This window comes from Alteromonas sp. 4NS20-0143 (assembly GCF_057542855.1).
Map to the genome: position 1 here is coordinate 271448 of NZ_BAAJLR010000003.1, position 14266 is coordinate 285713.

A 14266-nucleotide genomic window follows, 5' to 3' on the forward strand; every position below is an offset into this window, starting at 1 on the left:
GTTAGCGACTGAGCGTTAATACAACAAGGAAGTAAAACGAGTCAGTAAAACGAAGCCATACGGGCTTGGAGAAGTTAGCCATTCAGGCTTAGAGAAGTAAGTAAAGTGACGGGCCTTTTGCTCTGTAAGCAAAGGGCCCCGAAACTGATATTGCTAATAGCTTTTGTTCGTAACGCTACCCTAACGGTTATTCGTCAGCAGTGCGAACTTCTACATTTTGCGATTTATAGGTACGAACAAAATCAGCGATGTCTTTGCGATTACAAATCACGCTCTCACCTTTCAAACCATATTTAGTTAACGCTTCGTCTTTACCGATGGTGAGTGCTTCTAAACAAGCCTGTGATGCGGCATTGTCATTTTTAGCCACTAGAGCAACTTTCTTGGCATTTTCAGATACCTGATTATTTCTGTACATGAAAGCAAACGTTCTTAATGACTCTCCATTACAACGAACTGATGCACTGAATTCGTCAGAGTCAAAACCATTCGCGCGCACTAAGCGAAGCGCTGGCTGATAGCCTTCATTTGCGGCAGTTAAACACGCTTTTGTTTCGATGTTTTCATCCACAGGCTGTAAGCGAACGTCTTTAGCAAAAGACTGAGTAGCAGCAACAGAGAAAAGAAGTGAGATAGCAAATATAGACAGTTTCATATGTATTCCTATTTTTGTAACTTAATTAGATATTGCGAAAGCAATGACTACATTATGACCAGTAAAATGGATAAATAAAGCATTTAATGTAATTAAATTACACAAATAAGTATAAAAACATTCAAATTACGTTGATACTGAAAGTAATTTACATAAAAGCATCACGTTTATCGTTTTGTTTACAATTACAGAGGATGGTATTAGGGCGTGTTTTTAGACAAGAAGCTTCGAAACTGAGGCTTGTGCAATTGAGGCTTTTATAGCGAAGATTTTAGGCGCGCCTGCTCTACTGGGAACAAACGCACTTTTTTACGGATAGACTCTTTAATAAAAGGGACGCCTTCAACAGGTTATGTTGAATTTAGCTAATAAGGTCGTGCATCCAGTTCAACGATGGGAGTGGGTTTTCAGGTTGATAGAAAAGACGGTTAAGTCTGCCTAACAAATTTACAGAGTGATTAGGATCTTTATGCTTCATTCTGTGTGTGCTTTCTGTTTGCAAAAATTCCCAAGGTTGTAGATTCAAATGGTCAATCTCTTCTTGGGTAACTCCTAGAGAAGTGAGCGTTGACAAAATCCGCTCGGTCTTGCTTTCTGCAATCGGTATCAACGTATTACTGTACATGTCTACCAACGGCGCATTAACCGCTTCGAGAGTGTGTTGAATGGCGCTCCACACCATATCATGATCAAACTGCCACCCTCGTGGTGCATAATAACCCTCTACTTCCCACTCTAGCTCAGCATTGCTCACAGCAATTGAACTATCGGCCTCAGGCGAAAAAGATAAGTCAGGTTTTGCACCAATGTTGTAAGCATCTACGCTCATGGCAATACAAATGATAAGGTCGCCACAGTGTATTTTATCGGTATAAAGCGCCTCAAATGCAGCTCGCTTTACTCCCATCCAACCGTGCACTTTTGAGGGTTGCTCTACAAAATGACGAACGTCATTAGGCAAATCTTCGCCATAGCGCTCTATGAGTAATGGCAACGGGTTTTGCTCAGGTGCCTCGTCGGGCATCCACACTTCGTATTCTTGGCGATTGTCAGCTTTTCCTCGACTTTTAATACCGTAAGATAGATTCACTGGACGACAAATACTGCGATCCTCATCTACCTTGTGAAAATACTCTGAACGCATTCGCTTAATAAAAGGGGCATCTAAGTTTGCAAGGGCCGCAGTGGGATAACGATACCCAATTTCGCTGTTCTCTACCATTTTGAAAGACGGTATGTGTTTTTCTAGCTTTGCTCTAACACCGCTTAGCATTTTCACATTTGGCAACACAATGCTGCGCTCAGGCTCAATGGTCAGCCTTTGCCCATCCTCGGTGATGAACTTTGGCACTTTGTGAAATTCGTAATTCGCAAATCCGAGGGAATCTAACGCGGTATCGCGATACTGAGATAACTCAGTAAATAACGATGTGTGATTTCGAATATGTTTAAACAATGGACGAGATGTGGACATATTTACTCCTTGTAATACGACAACTTATGCAACGGCGACTCGGGAATGCAATGAATAAAACCTAACAAACAAGTAAACAATAGGCGATTGGTGCTCGGTGCTCTTTGTCTCTACTTAAGCGTTAGTTAAGCATTAGATAAGCAGAAGTCATACCATTATTTGTATATCTTAAGCGTTTCCTTTCCTAGCGCTTTCGCGCTGGTTCTTTTGCTATTTTAGCCAAGCAAAGATCAACACGCCCTAGGTATTATCTAATGATAAAAACTGATGCCAAATCTGCGCACCAATATCGTCGTAGTGTTTAACTAGTTCTGCGAACTCTCTTCGCAGCGACTCATTTATCAATGGTGAGGGCAACAGTGGGTCGAACACTAACTGATGAAGTGCATTGTCCCCAATTTCAAACGATTCTTTTGTGGCGTCTTCTAATGACAGCGTTGGCAGGCGATTTAACGATTGTTTTAGTTCAGTAACGCCCTGCTGATAGCGCTGCTCTAACTCTGCGGTATTCCACAATTTACGTGTTCGCAGATGTAGCTTTGAATCTAAATCGAATGCGCAAAACACCACTGCCTGTTGACTTAATCCTAGTACCTGCAGCTTTTCTCTAACCACACCGGCACCACCTTGAATGTTTGCAGGTCTGATGTACATATCAGGAAGCAGCTTTTTCAACCCAAGAATTTTTAATGCACGGTCATTCTGTCTAGCCTGTTTCTTATCACTTTTAGCTAGCATATGCGTGTGCACCACTATCCAATCGCCATTCCAGCTAGGTAGCAATGAAGTTTCCGCATTTCGCCAGCTATTGATCTCTCGCGCAAAATCCACGCCCTCTTTCCCAAGTTGGTAGTAGCCCCTATCGACAAGCGATAACACGCCAGCACTGTGTAAACGATTAATAGTGACTCTGATATTATTTTCAGAGATAGCAAAAAGGCGACCTACACGCACGGCACTTGACGCTGTCATTTTCACCTTTGCTCTAGAGCCTAAAAGCTTGAGCAGCAATTTTCTTGCAGCTGGCTTTTTTGTTTCCGCTTTATTCAAACTGTTTTCCCTTCACTTGCATCTTTCCTTCATATCTTTTACACATCTCTCTCAAACATGCCTCTTGCCAACATCTCATTTAAATCGCTTACCTATACCCAAACTACATCCCAAGTACGTCCACCACAGGTTTTTTCATACCGCTTTTAATACTTAACATCATGTTTTTAAGAAAAAGAATCCCACATTATTATCCTCTTTTTCTGCGTCAAAACAGTTATCTGATAAAGAGCTAGCCATCGGCTCTCCCGTTTTACTGCTGTCCATTTAAAGACTGTCCATTTAACGGTTGCCTGCTTTACGACTGCCCTTTTAACGATAGCTCACTGAACAGCTATCCACTTTGCCGCTTCCCCATTTAACGACAAATTACCGAAGGAAACCCAATAATAAACATTACGCATTTTGACTTATTTTATCGTTTTGTGTAATTTCTTTATTTAACTTCTTTGCTAATTAACTTCTTAGCTAGTTTCTTATTAAAGCGATAGCAACTGACGGGCCAGTAACATGATAGCAACAAACAAATTTCATACCCATGAGGTAGAAAATCAACCTTATGCGCTCTCTGCTTACAACCTTTGGCTCGCTGACCCGCTACTACAAAGTATGGTGAGACAGCACCACCATGCGTCTGTTCCCACACTGCTTGAACAGTTCGGCCAATACAGCGGTCACGTGCAGTTTGAACATGGTGAACTTGCCAACAAAAACAAGCCCGTTTTACACGCGTTTGACCGATATGGACGCAGAACCGACAAAGTAGAATTTCATCCAAGCTATCATGCTCTGATGGGCTCGGCCATGGAGCATCAGGTTCACTCGTATTCGTGGCAAAACAGCTCAGCAAGTGGAGCTCATGTTATTCGCGCGGCCCTGCTTTATATGCATAGCCAGACTGATGCAGGTACTACCTGCCCGCTAACAATGACCCATGCAGCCGTACCTGCTATGAAGTACTCCGAACATCTTCCAAAATATTGGCTCGATAAACTGATAAACGGTGCGTACGACCCGCGAGAACTCCCCGCACTTGAAAAGAACGGCATTACTGTGGGTATGGGCATGACGGAAAAACAAGGAGGCTCCGATGTAAGGCGCAATACTACCAAAGCTGTGCAACACGCTGACGGCAGCTACGCCATTACCGGACATAAATTCTTTTATTCTGCGCCAATGTGTGATGCCCACCTCGTATTGGCTCAGGCAGAAGGCGGACTAAGCTGCTTTCTTCTCCCTAGGATACTTGAAAGTGGAGAACTAAATCATGTACGTATTCAGCGCCTTAAAGACAAGCTGGGGGATTGGAGCAACGCATCATCCGAAGTAGAATTTCAAGAGGCGACGGCTTATTTACTTGGTGAGGAAGGTCGCGGCGTATCTGTGATCATCGATATGGTATCGCTCACCCGACTCGACTGCATGATTGGCTCTTCCGCTCTTATGAGGCAGGCTCTCGTTCAAGCAACACACCACGTTAGCCATCGAGACGCTTTTGGCAATACGCTTATCAACCAACCTCTTATGCAAAATGTGTTGGCAGATCTCACCATCGAGAGCGCGGCGGCTACAGCGCTGACTATGCGAGTGGCAAAGGCCGTAGATGAAAGCAGCACTACCCCTCATGAGGCTGCTCTTGCTCGTATTAGCACAGCGATTGGCAAATACTGGATTTGTAAACGTACCGCAACATTTGTAAATGAAGCCCAAGAATGTCTCGGTGGTATTGGCTATGTGGAAGAAAACATAATGCCGCGGTTGTACCGCCAAGCGCCCCTAAACTCAATTTGGGAGGGCAGCGGCAATGTGCAGTGTTTGGATGTGTTGCGGGCCATGGCAAAAGAACCAGCTACGCAGAAGGCGTTATTTACGGAACTACAAAGTGCAAAAGGAAAAAATACGCATTTTGATGAGTATGTCGCGCAACTTTTAACTAGTTTTAGCGATACTACATCGCTGCAAATGCGAAGCCGCTTGTTAACAGAGCAAACTGCGTTAGCGCTGCAGGCTTGTGTACTGCTGAATAACGACGATGCTGAAATACGCAATATTGCTCACAGCTTTTGCGAGAGCAGGCTGGCCGGCCATCATGGTTTGGCATTTGGTACGTTACCGGCCTCTACGCCATGCGAGGAGATTATTACTGCAGGGGCTTTATTACAAAGAAGCTAAGGTGAAAGCCAGAACCCTTGGGATGCCCTATAGTCAGGAGTATCGACAATGGATTTTAGCGCTTCGTTCACATGCTCTATAACGTTTTCTCCCCACGCATTATTGGTACAACCCACCGCACCAGGTATGGGGGTCTCCCCCAACTCTGTGGTGTAGTAATATTGCAGCTTGCTCGGGCCGCCGGTCAAGGTGAAATACTTCAGAATAGACGGATACTCGAGCGTAAAGTCGATGCGGCCGTACATCAGTTGGCTAAGTATCCTGGTGGTGGAGTCAGCGCCTGCAATAGTTTCAAAGCGCGATGTTTGCTCCAACTGTTTTACAAGTATCTGTAGCTTGTCAGGGTATTTTCTTGAAACAGGTTTAGCGAAAGTGAACGCTGTACTGTTTATTAGCTCCGCAAGCGATACCCGCCCATCTGAATCTAGATAAGGTTTTACCGTCTCGGGTAGAGCAATTATCCCCAGAGGAGGGTGTACTGTAGTGGCATTAGAAAAGCGCCATGTAAGATCATCCTTGCGCTTGATGACGCAAGGGAAACAAATGTTTTCATCTCGCTCGCTCTGCAGATTGACTCTCGCTTGGGGCATGATGGCTTTCGTATGTTTAAATTTATTCATTTGGGGGATTATTTTGTCAATAAGCACATCGCAGATACCCTGTGATTTATATTTTCCCTCTAGTACGTAAAAAGGAGGAGCCGGATTTACCGCCCAGGTTATCGTCACCTTTTCTGTCTTATCCACCTGCATTAACCCGCTACTTGGCGCATCCGCTGCACTGGCTGTGTAGCACATTATAAAAACAGTCATCGTGAGCAGTCGTTTGAACATAAGTTATTTCGTGAAATTGAAAACGGGCGGAGTATCAACGATGTTCATATTTTAAACAATTATGAATTAGTCTAATTATTCACAAGGTCATTTCCATAGATGTTGCCTGTGATATTGCCATTGATCGCGCAATAAGCGATCCTGTGGATAATAAACCGCAAGGGCTTAGGGAGTTAACCAATCATAATCAACTGATTGCAAAAGCCCTTTTCAAACGGTAAAAGAAGATCGACAAAAATAAGGGATAAGACGATGAGAGAACGATTTAGAAAGATTCAACTGCTTTTCTGTTTGATCGCGTTCGGTGGTTTATTAACGGGCTGTGCCTCTAACGCCCCGTCTATCAGCGTAGACGAAACACAAGACTTTCAAAGCATAAATAGCTTTTACGTGAAACCACCGCTAAACAGTGTAAACCCAACCCTTGAAAACAGTATTGCAGCGACCATTGCTAAGGTAATGACAGCGAAAGGATTAACTGAGGTTTCACAGGATGAAGCTGACGTTTTCATCGGTTTTTTCCCTTTTGTTGAATCTAAAGATGACGGCACACGTTTAAACATAGGCCTAGGCAGCGGCACATTTGGACGTTCGGGCGGAATATCGATAGGTAGCGTGTTTAGCATTCCTGTTGGAGAACAATTTACGGAATATCAAAACTTGCAAATAGACGTCACAAAGGAAAACACCTTTGTTTACAGTGCGTCGGGCAGTACCGAAATTAAAGCAAATGATGCGATTACCGTTCAACGGGCGCTAAACGAACTCGTAGAATCACTTCTCGATAACTACCCAAACACTAAAGATAAATAACAAGCAGATAGCAGTGAATCGCGCTATGCTTGGTATAAAATACAAGACAATAGACCTCAAGCAAAAGCAAGTGGGCAAAGACTAAGTTATGGTTGAGCAAAAATCGCTCTCTTTACAGAAAAACCTTACGATAAGGTTGCTGCGCGTATTGCGATACAACAAATCACGAACAGAGCGTGCCTTAAGTTTATTGCCCCTTGAAAACAGACCCCTGTTTCACGTATTGCCATTTTTAATCCACGTTAATCACCCCGATTTACCTGGATATGTTGAATCGCCTTCAAACGATGTATTAGTGCCATTTGGTATCAACAATTACTCATTCAGAAAAGATATTGAGATGGCGCTGACGCGCTGTTTTCCGTCACTGCAGTCCTTATTTGCTGATATTAAATCTATTTGGCCTCGCCAGCGGTGTATAGACTCGCTGGTTTTAATGGGCAGCATAGGCACAATTGCGCAAACCGATACGTCAGATTTTGATTATTGGGTGTGTGTAGACGGAAAGCAGTTTTCTCCCCAATCCCTCGATTTATTAACTCAAAAGCTAAGAGCAATTGAGCAATGGGCTGATAAAAAATGGGGTACTGAAGTACACTTTTTTCTCTCTGATATCGAGAAGGTAAAACACAATGACTTTGGCGTTGCAGACGGAGAAAGTGCCGGCTCTGCGCAAGCATTGTTTTTAAAAGCGGAATTTTATAGCACGAACATTGTTGTAGCGGGGAAAGTGCCCTTTTGGTGGCTAACACCAGAAAAGTCGACCATAAAGCAATACGACGGCATTTTGGGAAGCCTTGAAAAAGGAGGTTCTCCCGACTTAGATTGGTTTATGGATTTAGGCCATTTAGAAAAACTTGATGCCGGCGAGCTATTTGGCGCAGCCATATGGCAGTTAGGTAAGGCAATGGATTCGCCATTTAAGTCGCTGCTAAAAATGGCAAAGTTAGAAGTCTATCTGGCCAATATTGGCAGCGAGCAGCCACTGTGCAACACCCTTAAAAAGCATGTTCACTTGGGCTCTGACGCGCCAGGGAAAGTAACTGATATTGACCCCTATGCGCTTATGTTCAATGAGCTGATCACCCACTACACTGCCTATGGCCAACCAGAAGATATTCTTATTTTGCAGCAGTGTTTGTACCTAAAATGTGGATGTAGTCTCAGTCAGCCCTTGTATGAGGGAGAAACACCTAACTTTAAACGACGAATTATAGCCGCCTATGCAAAAAGTTGGGGCTGGAGCAGAAAGTCATTAGAGCACCTTGATAATATTCAACAATGGAACTTTAACGAGCGTGTTCAATTAAGTCGTCGCATACATCGCTTTTTACTGAAATGCTATAGACGCATATCCAGTCAACTTGATGGCCAAACCCAAATCATGGATGAAAAAGACATGACGGTACTCGGCCGCCGATTGAGCACGTTTTACGGTAAAAAACACAACAAGGTGGAGTTTCTTCGCAGAGCATTTGATGAGAGTTTATATTGCCCCACCGTAACCATAGCCGTGAGAACACTTAAGAATGGCGATGAGATATGGACCGCTTACGCGGGTGATAGGCTGAGCAAGTCGGGTATTATCGATGAATCGCAAAAGATTTCACAAGCATCTAATGCAGTGGCGTTACTTGTGTGGTGTGTTGCCAGTCGCATAATGGACACGAACACAAAAATTCATCTAGATTACAACTACTGCGAAATTAGCGAACTCGACCTCAATGACCTGCTAAAACACCTGTGCGCGTTGTTTCCACCAGTACGGGTATCTGCATTGCCGCGAGAGGATTTACTGGCACCAGAACGCATTATGACATGCATGGCATTAGTTAATTTCCCCACCCTTCGCCAAAAACCTACAGTAGAAGATGTGTATGTACTTTACAGCACCACGTGGGGTGAGACGTTTTTAAAACACGGTGCGGACGTGCTAGATAGTCTCTGGTACGAACTTTCAGAGGTCTCGCCGAAGCCTAAATGCTACGTTATGGTGCCTCGAGGAAATCAACAGTCACGTATTCTAGGTGAGTTTCTTGAATCTACAGACCTTACATTTTCCGTGGTTCATTGATGTAAGTCTTACTTTTCCCGTCCTAACTCGTTTTTTTAATTAGCCCACAGTAACACCAAACCTAAGCTGATTTGATCTACCCTCCTTTTACATTGATGAAAAAAAGAACTAAAAAAACTTGCAAAGAGCGATTACAGATGTAATCTTAAATGAAAGACTACAGTTGTAATCAAAAAGATAGAGGTAAGCAAGACCATGTCTAAACCCGATATTTCCAATGCAGAATTTGATGTACTCGACGTACTGTGGGAGCGCAACCCTGCAAGTGCGAGCGACGTGGTGCAAGCCCTGTCTAGCCATAAAGAGTGGCATGAGAAAACAATTAAAACCTTATTAGGCCGACTAGTAAAAAAAGGCGTTATTGGTTTTGAAAAACAGCAGCGTCAATATTTGTATTACCCACTTATCGCGCGAGAAGACTATACCGCACAAGAGACGGAGAGCTTCGTTGGCAAGCTTTTCAAGGGCAAAATCACGCCATTAGTAGCAGGGTTTGCAACCCAGAAAACATTGTCAAAAGATGATGTGAACGAGTTAAAAGCATTAATAGCACAATGGGAAGAAGACAATGACTGAATGGTTAATAGCACAACAAGGTGCTTTAAGTATTGCCCTCGTTTTAATGCTGGTAGCAGAGCGATTTACCGCAAAGATGGGCACTATGTTTACCTACAAATTGTGGGCCACAGTGCCAGCTGTATTACTCCTGAACAACCTACCTATTTACAGTGTATCGGTAACAAGTGACTCATTTTCTAGATATATAGTGAACACGACTCCCACATTCACGGTGCAGCACATAGACGTACTTCTTTATCTTTGGGTACTAGGTGCGGGCGCGTTAATCGTTACTACGCTTGTGCATTATCTATCTCTTACTGCCTCTTTAAAAAAGATAAGCACTAGCGGTGATGTGGCCTATTACTCATCTAAGGCAAAAACGCCCATGCTATTTGGTTTTGTTAACCCTAAAATAGTGCTGCCCCTGAACTTTGAGCGCATGTTTTGTGAAGCGCAACAGCAAATGATTATCGAGCATGAATCTGTCCACAAGCGTCACAGGGATCATCTGTGGAATGGTTTTACCTTTGTTTTAATGACGATTTTTTGGTTCAACCCTCTCGTTTGGATTGCGCTTAAAGCATTTCGAACTAACCAAGAACTAGCCTGTGACTACAAAGTTCTATCAAACAAAAGCGATAAGGAGACACTTGTTTATGCAAAAGCACTCGTACAGTGTGCCGATCAATCCCAGCAGACACTGAGTCTGTACCCTACCTTTGGAGAAAAAAACACCATGAAAAAACGTTTAATGTTAATGAAAGATAAGCTTCCACAGAATCGACTAGCCGCATTCGTTGCAGTGGCACTGAGCGTATTGCTAATGGCGAATACTGCTGCGGCCAATATGCCGCCACCGCCGAAAAATCTTGCTGAGGGAAATGACCATAAGGCAATCGACGCTAAGGTCAATGAAGCCTCACCGATAGCTCACGTATCACCGGCTTACCCTGAAGACGCAGCAAAGACAAATACTGAAGGGTATGTAGTATTGCAATTTGATATTACAGAAACAGGCACTACCGATAACATAACGGTAGTAAAGTCGTCACCTGAAGGCGTATTTGATAAAAGTGCCAGTAGTGCCCTTAAGCAGTGGCAATATAAGCCGCGGGTTCAAAATCGCCAAGCATTAAGGCAAACAGGGTTATTAGTGCAGCTTGACTACAAGTTGTCTTCTGACGATGCTGACTAACGAAGGGAGGATGTAGGAAGAATACTAAAAGGAGCGCGGCTCCTTTTAGTGTTTTTATAAAACAGCTTAGAAACGCTTACAAAATATCAGGTGCGTTGTTTTAACCTTTTAAATGCGGCGCGCAGGTTTTTGCTACCTTGCTGGCATCAAAAATTTCAATCCAATAGCCGTCGGGATCTTTTATAAACGCAATGCCTTTCATAGACCCGTCGTTTAACTTTTTCTGAAATGGCACGCCAAGGGATTCAAATCGCTCGCAGGCAGCCTCAGCATCTGGCACGTGAAATCCAATATGGCCAAAACCTTTTGGCTCACTGTTACCGTTGTGGTAAGACGCGTTTTCTGGGGTGTCGTCCCAATTGTGAGTAAGTTCTAACATCGCAGGGCGACCGAAAGTTTGCTCCGTGCGCATCTCTGCGTCATCGCTTATATCCGAAAAGTCATCCCCTGCCGCTAGAAAATACAAACTGAACTTCATTTCTTCAAAGTCTAGTCGCTTTATCAGCGTCATACCCATCACGCGGGTATAAAAGTCTAAGGTGCGCTTGGGATCAGCAATTCGCAACATAGTTTGATTAAAAACAAACCCTCTTGTTGCGTCGCTTTTTTCTTCGCAAAGCCCATCTGCATTATCGAAATGTCTACTGGTCGGTGTATCTATCGTTTTAGCCATAAGGGTCTTCCTCGCTTTACATTAGTTGTCCATGTTAATAGAAATACTATGTGCACTGAACACTTACCTTTCAACTGCCGCTCGCCCGCCATTTCTGCTATCTATCGATTTCCTTGCCAACTTCTACCTAACTGCAGAAGAGCTAGCCCTTACTCCGCGCAGAGTCGGTGGGCTTATTATCTACGCGATAGGTATTACTCTTCTTTTTGACTGTTTGCTTTTTGGCGCCTGAGTTCTTGAGGTTAAGGGTTTTAGGGCCTGCTTTCTGTGTTTCAGACGAGCTAGACTTAGCCGTAACACCACCTTTACTTTTTGATGCAAATGCATTTTGATTAGACGTACGCGGTTTCGTATTTTGGCGATACTTAATTACCATACCCTGCAGTAAATTTCGTACAACCTGGTCGCCGGCCGCTTTATAGTTGCGGTGATCAGGCTTTCGAAATAGCGCTGACAACTCGCCTTTGCTCAGCCTGAAATCAGCCATATACAATACGGCAATCATATCTTCGTCTTTATAGCTCATCGCAATGCGAATTTTTCGCAGTATCTCATTATTACTCAAGCGCTCTTTTGGGCCGAGCTCTTTGGGCGCTAGTCCTTCTTGCTTACCGCGATTTTTGATAATTAAACCATCTAAAAACATTGCAAGGATCTTGTCTCTACATGGCAAATAACCTTCTTCATCCTCTTTTTTCATGATGCTATGAAGATAATCTATGTCCATTTCGTAATCCATCAGCTTAAAAATACTGATAGCCGCGGTATCGTTTATAGCAAGCGCATAGCGAATGCGGCGTAGAACATCGTTGTGGAACATGATTGATAACCTTTAAGGATAGAAGTAGTTATTGTGTTTGATTACGCTAAGGCCTTTTGAGCACAGTGCTATATTCAAGCGAAGCGTCGCAGTAGAGCCGAGCTAGAGCCGAGCGTTGCGCTAATTTATTGCACGGTGCTTACGTGCTAGCAGCGCACAAGCAGAACAAAATCAGTAAAACGCGACCGTTAATTCAACGGCTGCAACAGCTCATGCAGATGTGCGTAGTTTAACTCAGTTAAGGTTTTACCGCCATCTCCATGCTTTTATACCACTCTGCAATATTATAAAGATGCTCTACATAAAAAAGCGCCTGAGAGGCGCTTTTATGAATTTGAGACGTTTTACGTTAAGAGCTCGCTGACTATTTGTAGGTTTACTCGCTCAACGACTTATCAGGCTTTAAGGTGAGTCGAGAAGAAATCAACGGTGCGTTGCCATGCAAGTTCGGCATCTTTGGGGCTGTAACGACTTGTTGAGTCGTTGTGAAAGCCATGCTGAGCTTTGTCGTACACATGAGCGGTATACTCTGCTCCGTTGGCCTTCAGCACTTTTTCATATTCCGGCCAGGTCGCATTCACTCGCTTATCATTCTCACCAAAATGCAGGAGCAGCGGCCCATTCACTTGAGCCTGCAACTCTTCTTTTGCAGGAGTACCGTAAAACGGTACGGCCGCATCAATCATATCAGGAAGGGTAGCGGCTAAGAGGTTGCTGATGTATCCGCCAAAGCAAAAACCAACCACACCAAGCTTGTCTGAGGTTTTTTCGTGGTGACTTAGCCATTTTGCGGCCGCCATAAAATCGTGTTCAATTTTTTGTCTATCGAGACTTCGCTGCATTGACCTACCGTCATCATCATTACCTGGATAACCTCCTAAGGGAAATAAAGCATCTGGCGCGAACGCAATAAACCCTTGCATGGCTAAGCGTCTTGCCACGTCTTTTATATAGGGGTTCAACCCTCTATTTTCATGCACCACAACAACCGCCGGCATAAGGCTCTCGGCACTTGCCTCAGTTGGCACTACTAAATACCCACCTCCAGTACCATGGCCTTCAGGGGACGGAAACTCTTCGTATGTTGCTTTAATAGCGGGGTCGTTAAAGGACACTTGCTCAGCTTTGGCATAGTCGGGAATAAGAGCGCTGCCAATAACACCAGCAGACAGGCCCGCAATGGACAACGAGGCCACGCGGGTTAAAAAGGTGCGCCTATCTATGTCGCCATGAGCATATTCGTCATACCAATCAAAAGCTTCTTGAGGGATCGTTACAGAAGGTTTATCTGTTTTCATTCTTTTGCCTGCCAAGTTGTAGGGTTAATCGTCTTAAATAACATTGAGCACAAAGTAATCACACCTTACAGAGATTTACGCATCAAAAACGAAAAAACGCGATTAAAAGCAAGAGTTATCAGTTTAGTGTCATAAGGCTCAACGTTCGTTGATATCCATGGTTAATGTAGTTAGAAAGAAAACAGTCTTGATGACCAGTTACTCTTTTTATGATTCATCGTTAGCATTACGAACTTTAGCTAAAGGTAGGGCTAGCGTTAAAACTAGTATTAACATTGGAACATAGCGACATTGATTGCTCTGCGAACGCGGAAAATTAATTGAGCATGGAAGTGGCGAGAGCCCTTATTGGAATGGACTATCAGGAGGATACCGTGCAAAAAAATGTAAAGTTGATTGTTGGCTACATGGCCTATATTTTTAGTATCACTGTAACAAGCAATCTCGTATTAAGTGTGTCATCTGCTTCTTTTGAACTAACGGATAAGCTTGAATTATTACTAAGAGTTTCAGTTATCTTTACAACTACACTGATTGCCACCTGCATCGCCATTAAGTTAGGACTTTTTAGGCAACGCAAGCGGCAATAGCGGCTCGCCCGTGATTACTGACACCTTTGGGCCTAATAATCAGAACCGCGGTCTGTAA

13 protein-coding genes are annotated in these 14266 nt (G+C 43.7%); 6 read left to right on the forward strand and 7 right to left on the reverse strand.

What is annotated here, in order from left to right; translation table 11 throughout:
* Positions 1-187: 187 nt before the first annotated feature.
* The 3 genes from AC27HD_RS08445 to AC27HD_RS08455 form a co-directional block, all read right to left on the reverse strand.
* A complete protein-coding gene (locus AC27HD_RS08445; protein ID WP_487105046.1) occupies positions 188-655 on the reverse strand; it encodes a DUF3718 domain-containing protein in 468 nt (155 codons plus the stop codon).
* Positions 656-1016: 361 nt separating this feature from the next.
* Positions 1017-2129 carry a hypothetical protein gene (locus tag AC27HD_RS08450; protein WP_487105048.1) on the reverse strand — a complete coding sequence of 371 codons (1113 nt, stop codon included), beginning with the start codon at positions 2127-2129 and terminating at the stop codon, positions 1017-1019.
* A gap of 240 nt (positions 2130-2369) precedes the next feature.
* Positions 2370-3179 (reverse strand): PaaX family transcriptional regulator C-terminal domain-containing protein, encoded by an 810-nt coding sequence (locus AC27HD_RS08455; RefSeq protein ID WP_487105050.1) that lies wholly within the window; start codon positions 3177-3179, stop codon positions 2370-2372.
* Positions 3180-3689: 510 nt separating this feature from the next.
* On the opposite strand from AC27HD_RS08455, the gene AC27HD_RS08460 reads away from it, so the two are divergent.
* Entirely contained in the window at positions 3690-5351 is a 1662-nt protein-coding gene (locus AC27HD_RS08460; protein ID WP_487105052.1) for an acyl-CoA dehydrogenase family protein, read from the forward strand.
* Here AC27HD_RS08460 and AC27HD_RS08465 read toward each other — a convergent pair.
* A complete protein-coding gene (locus tag AC27HD_RS08465) occupies positions 5348-6103 on the reverse strand; it encodes a hypothetical protein (RefSeq protein ID WP_487105053.1) in 756 nt (251 codons plus the stop codon). The two genes, AC27HD_RS08460 and AC27HD_RS08465, sit on opposite strands and share 4 nt — an antisense overlap.
* A 333-nt stretch (positions 6104-6436) precedes the next feature.
* Between AC27HD_RS08465 and AC27HD_RS08470 the strand changes: the two genes are divergently transcribed.
* The 4 genes from AC27HD_RS08470 to AC27HD_RS08485 all read left to right on the forward strand — a co-directional run bounded on the left by AC27HD_RS08470 (position 6437) and on the right by AC27HD_RS08485 (position 10827).
* Positions 6437-6997, forward strand: coding sequence for a DUF4136 domain-containing protein (locus AC27HD_RS08470; RefSeq protein WP_487105055.1), 561 nt, complete (start codon positions 6437-6439; stop codon positions 6995-6997).
* 88 nt (positions 6998-7085) lie between these two features.
* Positions 7086-9071, forward strand: coding sequence for a class I adenylate cyclase (locus AC27HD_RS08475; protein ID WP_487105057.1), 1986 nt, complete (start codon positions 7086-7088; stop codon positions 9069-9071).
* A 195-nt stretch (positions 9072-9266) separates the two neighbouring features.
* Complete coding sequence (locus tag AC27HD_RS08480; RefSeq protein ID WP_487105059.1) at positions 9267-9647, forward strand: BlaI/MecI/CopY family transcriptional regulator; 381 nt, start codon at positions 9267-9269, stop codon at positions 9645-9647.
* Positions 9640-10827: a M56 family metallopeptidase gene (locus AC27HD_RS08485; RefSeq protein ID WP_487105061.1), complete on the forward strand. Its 1188-nt coding sequence runs from the start codon at positions 9640-9642 to the stop codon at positions 10825-10827. The genes AC27HD_RS08480 and AC27HD_RS08485 overlap by 8 nt, the downstream gene beginning before the upstream one ends.
* A 100-nt stretch (positions 10828-10927) precedes the next feature.
* Here AC27HD_RS08485 and gloA read toward each other — a convergent pair whose 3' ends face one another.
* From gloA to AC27HD_RS08500, 3 genes are all read right to left on the reverse strand, one after another.
* Complete coding sequence (gloA, locus tag AC27HD_RS08490) at positions 10928-11500, reverse strand: lactoylglutathione lyase (RefSeq protein ID WP_487105063.1); 573 nt, start codon at positions 11498-11500, stop codon at positions 10928-10930.
* A 142-nt stretch (positions 11501-11642) separates the two neighbouring features.
* The gene (locus AC27HD_RS08495) at positions 11643-12320 is read right to left on the reverse strand and encodes a YehS family protein (RefSeq protein ID WP_052010298.1); all 678 of its coding nucleotides are present in this window, start codon (positions 12318-12320) and stop codon (positions 11643-11645) included.
* Positions 12321-12715: 395 nt separating this feature from the next.
* Entirely contained in the window at positions 12716-13618 is a 903-nt protein-coding gene (locus AC27HD_RS08500; RefSeq protein WP_487105064.1) for a dienelactone hydrolase family protein, read from the reverse strand.
* Positions 13619-13938: 320 nt separating this feature from the next.
* Here AC27HD_RS08500 and AC27HD_RS08505 point away from each other — a divergent pair, with 320 nt between their 5' ends.
* Positions 13939-14208, forward strand: coding sequence for a hypothetical protein (locus AC27HD_RS08505; protein ID WP_487105065.1), 270 nt, complete (start codon positions 13939-13941; stop codon positions 14206-14208).
* Positions 14209-14266: the final 58 nt, after the last annotated feature.

Excerpts from the sequence above, each read along its gene's own strand:
- AC27HD_RS08445 (WP_487105046.1), bottom strand. The coding sequence starts at position 655 with ATGAAACTGTCTATATTTGCTATCTCACTTCTTTTCTCTGTTGCTGCT.
- AC27HD_RS08450 (WP_487105048.1), bottom strand. The coding sequence starts at position 2,129 with ATGTCCACATCTCGTCCATTGTTTAAACATATTCGAAATCACACATCG.
- AC27HD_RS08460 (WP_487105052.1), top strand. The coding sequence starts at position 3,690 with ATGATAGCAACAAACAAATTTCATACCCATGAGGTAGAAAATCAACCT.
- AC27HD_RS08465 (WP_487105053.1), bottom strand. The coding sequence starts at position 6,103 with ATGCAGGTGGATAAGACAGAAAAGGTGACGATAACCTGGGCGGTAAAT.
- AC27HD_RS08470 (WP_487105055.1), top strand. The coding sequence starts at position 6,437 with ATGAGAGAACGATTTAGAAAGATTCAACTGCTTTTCTGTTTGATCGCG.
- AC27HD_RS08475 (WP_487105057.1), top strand. The coding sequence starts at position 7,086 with ATGGTTGAGCAAAAATCGCTCTCTTTACAGAAAAACCTTACGATAAGG.
- AC27HD_RS08480 (WP_487105059.1), top strand. The coding sequence starts at position 9,267 with ATGTCTAAACCCGATATTTCCAATGCAGAATTTGATGTACTCGACGTA.
- AC27HD_RS08485 (WP_487105061.1), top strand. The coding sequence starts at position 9,640 with ATGACTGAATGGTTAATAGCACAACAAGGTGCTTTAAGTATTGCCCTC.
- gloA (WP_487105063.1), bottom strand. The coding sequence starts at position 11,500 with ATGGCTAAAACGATAGATACACCGACCAGTAGACATTTCGATAATGCA.
- AC27HD_RS08495 (WP_052010298.1), bottom strand. The coding sequence starts at position 12,320 with ATGTTCCACAACGATGTTCTACGCCGCATTCGCTATGCGCTTGCTATA.
- AC27HD_RS08500 (WP_487105064.1), bottom strand. The coding sequence starts at position 13,618 with ATGAAAACAGATAAACCTTCTGTAACGATCCCTCAAGAAGCTTTTGAT.